Raw genomic sequence first — 6,305 nt, 5'->3', positions numbered from 1 at the left:
GGCGACGTCGAGGGCCGCGGCCCGCACGCCGCCGCCGTCATGGGCCAGCTGCGCGCCGCGCTGCGCGCCTTCGCCCAGGCCGACCGCGAGCCCGCCGACATCCTGCGCGAACTCGACGAGTGGGTCCGCCAGCTGGGCCAGGAGGACGAGGAGGGCGGCACCTGGATCCCCAGCGTCAGCTGCCTGTACATGGTCTACGACGCCTGGTCGCGCGAGCTGTCCTACGCCAACGCCGGGCACGCGCCCCCGCTGCTGGTCACCTCCGAGTCGGTGGAGAAGATCGACCTGGAGGTCACCGACCGCATGCTGGGCGTGCGGGCCAAGGGCGGATCGGGCGAGGACGTGGTCTACCACCAGGCCAACCTGCGCCTGCCCATCGGCGCCACCCTGGTCCTGTACACCGACGGGCTCGTGGACCGGCGCCCGGCCGGGGGCAGGGCGGACCCCGAGAGCGCCTTCGAGCTGCTGGCGGAGCGGGTGGCCGAGGTCGCCGACAAGGACGTGGACCAGATCGCCGAGGCGGCCGTGCACAGCGTCCCGGGCGAACACGACGACGACACCGCTCTGCTGGTCGTGCGCACCCACTCCGAGGAGCTGGCGCTGCGCGAGGGCTGGTTCCCCTCGGAGGCCTCCACCGTGGGCGAGGCCCGCCACATGGCGGCCCACACCTTCAGCGAGTGGGGGGTGGACCGCGACCAGGCCGAGCTGGCCTGCCTGCTGGTCTCGGAGATCGTCACCAACGTCGTCATCCACGCCACCCCGCACCCGGTTCACCGCGAGTTCACCGGCGGAGGGGTGCTGGACTCCGAGACCCCGCTCGACGCGGTGGCCGACGAGTTCGACGAGGACTGGACCGACCTGCTGGAGGCGGTGGCCGAGGAGGCCGACGAACCCGCCGAGGAGGCCGGGGAGAAGGAGTTCCTGCTGCGGCTGCGGCGGGGCGCGAACACGGTGTGGGTGGAGGTCTTCGACAACGACCTGCGCCTGCCCCGCATCCGCAGCGCCGCCGCCGACGACGAGGGCGGCCGCGGCCTGTACCTGGTCGAGCAGCTGGCCAGCCGGTGGGGGGCGCGGCCGACCCCGGACGGCAAGGCGGTCTGGTTCGAGATGCCCATGCACTCCGAGGAGACCGGGGAGCAGCACAGGGCCGACGACGGGGAGAAGGCCGGGCGGGACTAGCCTCCCGCCGCCTGCGGGCCCGGCGCCGTCGTGGAACCGCCGCGACGCGCCGGGCCCGTCCCTTCGGCGGCCGCCGGCGGTCCGCTGACGCCTGTCGCGGAGGGGGAGCGGGCCGCGGCACCGGCCCGCCCGTCAGGGAGGGTCCTGTCTAGCGCCAGGACCAGGCCCACAGCAGCAGGCACAGGAAGACGAAGAAGACCACGATCCCGCTGGTGGTCCACGGGATGTGGACCCGGGGCCGGAGCTTGCGCACCCCGATCACGAGCAGCACGACCAGCAGGCCCATGACGATGAGGCCGTCCCAAGCACCGCTCATTCCAGCTCCGACCCTTCTGGGGAGGGGGTTGTGCGGTCACAGACCCAGGCCGCGCCCGACGATCTCCTTCATGATCTCGGTGGTGCCACCGTAGATCGTCTGGACGCGGGTGTCCTGCCAGGCCCGTGCCACGGGGTATTCCATCATGTACCCGTACCCGCCGTGAAGCTGGAGGCACCGGTCCACGACCTTGTTGCACAGTTCCGTGGTCCACCACTTGGCCATGGCGGCGTCCTCCACGGTCAGCTCACCGCGGTTGAGCAGGCCGATGCCGCGGTCCACGTAGGTGCGGGCGATGTCCACCTCGGTGGCCAACTCGGCCAGAACAAAACGGGTGTTCTGGAAGCGCCCAATCGGACGGCCGAAGGCGGTCCGCTCCCGGCAGTAGGCGATGGTGTGCTGGAGCACGGCGTCGGCGGAGGCCACCGCGCAGGTGGCGATGGACAACCGCTCCTGGGGCAGGTTCTCCATCAGGTGGACGAACCCGCCGCCCTCCCGGCCGATGAGGTTGGCGGCCGGGACGCGCACGTCGTCGAAGAACAGCTCGGCGGTGTCCTGCGCCTTCATGCCGATCTTGTCGAGGTTGCGGCCCCGGGTGAACCCGGCGGCGCCGCGTTCCACCGCGATCAGCGAGAAGCCCTGCGCGCCCGCGTCGGGGTCGGTCCGGGCGACCACGATCACCAGGTCGGCGTTGACGCCGTTGGTGATGAAGGTCTTGGACCCGTTGACGACGTACTCGTCGCCGTCGCGCACCGCCGAGGTGGCGATGCCCTGGAGGTCGCTGCCCGCCCCGGGTTCGGTCATGGCGATGGCGGTGATCAGTTCGCCGCTGGCGAACCCCGGCAGCCAGCGCCGCTTCTGCTCCTCGTCGGTCAGGTCGACCATGTACGGGGCCATGACGTCGTTCTGGAGGGTGACGCCCAGGCCGCTGGCGCGGGCCCGGCAGATCTCCTCGTTGACGATGGTGTTGTAGCGGAAGTCCCGCAGCCCGGTGCCGCCGTACTCCTCGGGCACGCCGTGGCCGAGCAGGCCGACCTCGCCCGCCCTGGTCCACACCTCGCGGGGCACGATCCCGTCCCTCTCCCACTCCGGATGGCGGGGCGTGACCTCGCGCTTGAGGAACTCGGCCACCGATGCGCGGAAGAGGTCGTGGTCGGCGTCGAAGAGTTCCCGCTTCATGCTCTGCTCCGGGGTGTCGGGGATTCCTGCGTGACGCCACAGTAACCGAACAAGATTCGGTTTTGAAGGGGACAGTCCAAGCCCCGGCAAAGTTCCCGTGCCCGTGGGAGCCCGTCCGGCGGTTCCGGCGGGGCGCGGGCGCGACGGCTTCCTAGGGTGGCGGCAGCGGAGCCGGTAGCCGAGGGACGGGACCGCGTGCGGCCCGGCCGGGGGAGGGGAGGGCCATGGTCCAGTACGAGGCCAGGCATCGGGCGCGCAGGGAGCACCGGAGCGGCAGGATCGCGGTGATCATGAGCGCGCTGATGCTCACCGTGCTGCTGGCGGCCCTGGACCAGACGATCGTGTCCACCGCGCTGCCCACGATCGTGTCCGACCTCGGCGGGCTCAACCACCTGTCGTGGGTGATCACCGCCTACCTGCTCGCGGTCACGGCCGTCACGCCGCTGTGGGGCAAACTCGGCGACCAGTTCGGCCGCAAGCAGTTCTTCCTGGTGTGCATCGCCGTCTTCGTGGCGGGCTCGGCCCTGTGCGGGACCGCCCAGAGCATGCTCCAGCTCATCCTCTTCCGCGCGCTCCAGGGCGTGGGCGGCGGAGGACTCATGGTGCTGGCCTCCGCCATCATCGGCGACGTCGTCTCGCCCCGCGAGCGCGGCAAGTACCAGGGGCTGTTCGGCGCGGTGTTCGGGATCTCCAGCGTGGCCGGTCCGCTGCTCGGCGGACTGTTCGTGGACCACCTGTCCTGGCGGTGGGTGTTCTACGTCAACCTGCCGCTGGGGGTGCTGGCCTTCGTCACGGTGCTCGTGGTGCTGCCGCGCCGCCAGCCGACCGGCCGCCAGAGCATCGACTACTCCGGGATCGTGCTGCTGGCCGCCACCGCGATCTGCCTGACGCTGGTCGCCTCCTGGGGCGGCAGCCTCTACCCGTGGACGTCGCCGCAGGTCCTCGGGCTCGGCGCCGTAGCCGTGGTGCTCGGCGTGGGCTGGTGGCTGTCCGCGCGGCGGGCGCAGGACCCGGTCATGCCGCTCAGCCTGTTCCGCGACCCGACCATCGTGGTGGCCATGGCGATCGGCTTCTGCGTGGGCTTCGCGATGATGGGGTCGATGGCCTTCCTGCCGCTGTTCCTCCAGGTCGTGCACGGCCTGTCGCCCACGGCCTCGGGACTGCACCTGCTGCCGATGGTGCTGGGCCTGTTCCTGACCTCGATCACCAGCGGGCGCCTGGTCACCCGCACCGGCCACTACAAGGTCTACCCGGTGCTGGGGATGGCGGTGACCTCCCTCGGACTGTTCCTGCTCTCGCGGCTGGGCCCGGAGAGCTCGATGACGCAGATGGGGTTCTACTTCTTCGTCCTCGGTCTCGGCCTGGGCCTGGTGATGCAGGTGGTGGTCGTGGTGGTGCAGAACGCCGCCAGCTACGCGAACCTGGGAGTGGCCACCTCGGCGGCGACGTTCTTCCGCTCCATCGGGGGGTCGTTCGGCACGGCGGTGTTCGGCGCCGTCTTCTCCGGGCAGCTGGCGGCCAACCTGGCCGAGCGGGCCGCGCAGATCCAGCTGCCGCCCGGGGTGGACCCCGCGGCGCTGGAGAGCGACCCGCGCAGCCTGGACCAGCTGGCCCCGCAGGCGCAGGCGTCCTTCCTCCAGGCCTACGCGGACGCCGTGGACACCGTCTTCCTGTGCGCGGTCCCGGTCGCCCTGGCCGGGTTCGTGCTGGCGCTGTTCCTGCGGCAGATCCCGCTGCGCACCACCATCGACTCCCCGGACCTGGACGAGTCCATCCCGCCCGTGGCCGCAGCGAGCCGCAGCGCCGTCGCGCACGTGGAGAAGGAGGTGTTCCGGGCCTGCGGCCGGGAGGGTGCCGACCAGATGTACGAGCGCCTGCGCGAGGCGGCGGGCCTGGAGGTCTCGCCGCGCGCGTGCTGGGTGCTCAGCCACCTGGGCGTGACGGGGCCGCTGTCGCCCGGGGAGCTGGTGGAGATGTCCGGGCTGCCCGCCGACTACTGGGCGCCGGTCCACCGGGAGCTGGTCGAGGCGGGCTACCTGGCGGGTGGGGGCGAGCCCTGGGAGCTCAGCCGGCGCGGCGTGTCCGCCGCCCGCAGGATGTTCGAGGCCCAGCGCACCGCACTGCGCTCGCTGCTGGCCGACTACGGGCCCGAGGAGCACCCCGAGGTGGTGGCCGCCCTGGAGCGGATCACCACCGACGTCCTGGGGGACGAGGGGGACGCCGGGCACCTGGAGCGGGGAGCGCACCGGGCGTGAGGGCAACCCAGGGGAGGGGGACCCAAGCCCCCCTTCTCAGCTTTTTTCTCCAGACTGGCACCGAGCACGGTCCGCCGCCACGGGAAGCCTCTCCCTGTGGACAACCCGCGCGACGCCGTGTTCGCGGGGGCGGGGGCTTGCCGGATCCGAGAAACCGAATACAGTTCGGTTCGTAACCGTCACCCAGGCCCTTGGAGGACCCCGTGGCCGAGGCATACATCGTCGGCGCAGTACGCACCCCCGTCGGGACGAAGAAGGGCGCCCTGGCCGCCGTGCACCCGGCGGACCTGGGGGCGCACGTGCTCAGGGAACTCGTCTCCCGGACCGGGGTGGACCCCGCCGCGGTCGAGGACGTCATCATGGGCTGCGTCAGCCAGGTCGGGCCGCAGGCGCTCGACCTCGCCCGCACCTCCTGGCTCTCCGCGGGCCTCCCGGAGTCCGTCCCCGGCGTCACCATCGACCGCCAGTGCGGCTCCTCCCAGCAGGCCGTCCACTTCGCCGCCCAGGGCGTCATGTCCGGCACCCAGGACCTCGTCGTGGCCTCGGGCGTGGAGAACATGGGCATGGTCCCCATGGGGGCCAACGTCCAGTACGCCCTCGACAACGGGCTCGGGCTGTACGGCGACGGCTGGGCCGAGCGCTACGGCCACCAGGAGATCTCCCAGTTCCGCGGCGCCCAGCTCATGTGCGAGAAGTGGGGCTTCAAGCGCGAGCAGCTGGAGGAGTTCGCCCTGGAGAGCCACCGGCGCGCGGCCCGGGCGCTGGAGGCGGGTTACTTCGACGAGCAGATCGCCCCCCTGGCCGGGGTGGAGCGCGACGAGGGCGTGCGCCCCGACACCACCCTGGAGAAGATGGCGGGCCTGAAGCCGCTGCGCGAGGGCTGGGCGCTCACCGCCGCCGTGGCCAGCCAGATCTCCGTCGGCGCGGGCGCGGTCCTGATCGCCTCCGAGCGGGCGGTCGAGCGGCACGGCCTGACCCCGTTGGCCCGGATCGTGCAGCTCTCGCTGGTGGGCGACGACCCCGTGTACATGCTCACCGCGCCCATCCCGGCGACCCGGATCGCCCTGGAGAAGGCGGGCCTGGGCATCGACGACATCGACGTCACCGAGATCAACGAGGCCTTCGCCCCGGTGCCGATGTCCTGGATCCAGGAGCTGGGCGCCGACCCGGCCAAGGTCAACCCCAACGGCGGCGCCATCGCCCTCGGCCACCCGCTGGGCGCCACCGGCACCGTGCTCATGGCCAAGCTGGTCGCAGAGCTGCACCGCACCGGCGGCCGCTACGGCCTCCAGACCATGTGCGAGGGCGGCGGCCAGGCCAACGTCACCATCATCGAGCGGGTCTAGCTGTACTGACCTGAGAGGTTAGGAACGCGG

The 6,305-nt window shown here is 71.9% G+C and carries 5 protein-coding genes; 3 read left to right on the top strand and 2 right to left on the bottom strand.

Annotated features, from left to right (window positions below; genetic code table 11):
• A partial coding sequence (locus DQW06_RS19925) for an ATP-binding SpoIIE family protein phosphatase (protein WP_157983502.1) occupies positions 1–1,179 on the top strand: 1,179 nt, incomplete at its 5' end.
• Between the two features lie 148 nt (positions 1,180–1,327).
• Here DQW06_RS19925 and DQW06_RS29295 read toward each other — a convergent pair.
• Both DQW06_RS29295 and DQW06_RS19920 read right to left on the bottom strand, forming a co-directional pair.
• On the bottom strand, positions 1,328–1,495 hold the full coding sequence (locus tag DQW06_RS29295) for a hypothetical protein (RefSeq protein ID WP_013155167.1): 168 nt from the start codon (positions 1,493–1,495) through the stop codon (positions 1,328–1,330).
• Between the two features lie 36 nt (positions 1,496–1,531).
• Entirely contained in the window at positions 1,532–2,674 is a 1,143-nt protein-coding gene (locus DQW06_RS19920) for an acyl-CoA dehydrogenase family protein (protein WP_013155166.1), read from the bottom strand.
• Between the two features lie 224 nt (positions 2,675–2,898).
• On the opposite strand from DQW06_RS19920, the gene DQW06_RS19915 reads away from it, so the two are divergent.
• Positions 2,899–4,929, top strand: a complete 2,031-nt coding sequence (locus DQW06_RS19915; RefSeq protein ID WP_013155165.1) for an MDR family MFS transporter — start codon at positions 2,899–2,901, stop codon at positions 4,927–4,929.
• A gap of 203 nt (positions 4,930–5,132) precedes the next feature.
• On the top strand, positions 5,133–6,275 hold the full coding sequence (locus DQW06_RS19910) for an acetyl-CoA C-acetyltransferase (protein WP_117199088.1): 1,143 nt from the start codon (positions 5,133–5,135) through the stop codon (positions 6,273–6,275).
• Positions 6,276–6,305 lie beyond the last annotated feature (30 nt).

This window comes from Nocardiopsis sp. TNDT3 (assembly GCF_003427465.1).
Lineage (GTDB): Bacteria > Actinomycetota > Actinomycetes > Streptosporangiales > Streptosporangiaceae > Nocardiopsis > Nocardiopsis dassonvillei.
Note: the sequence above shows the minus strand (reverse complement) of the source record. Positions and strands in the feature narration are given on the sequence as shown.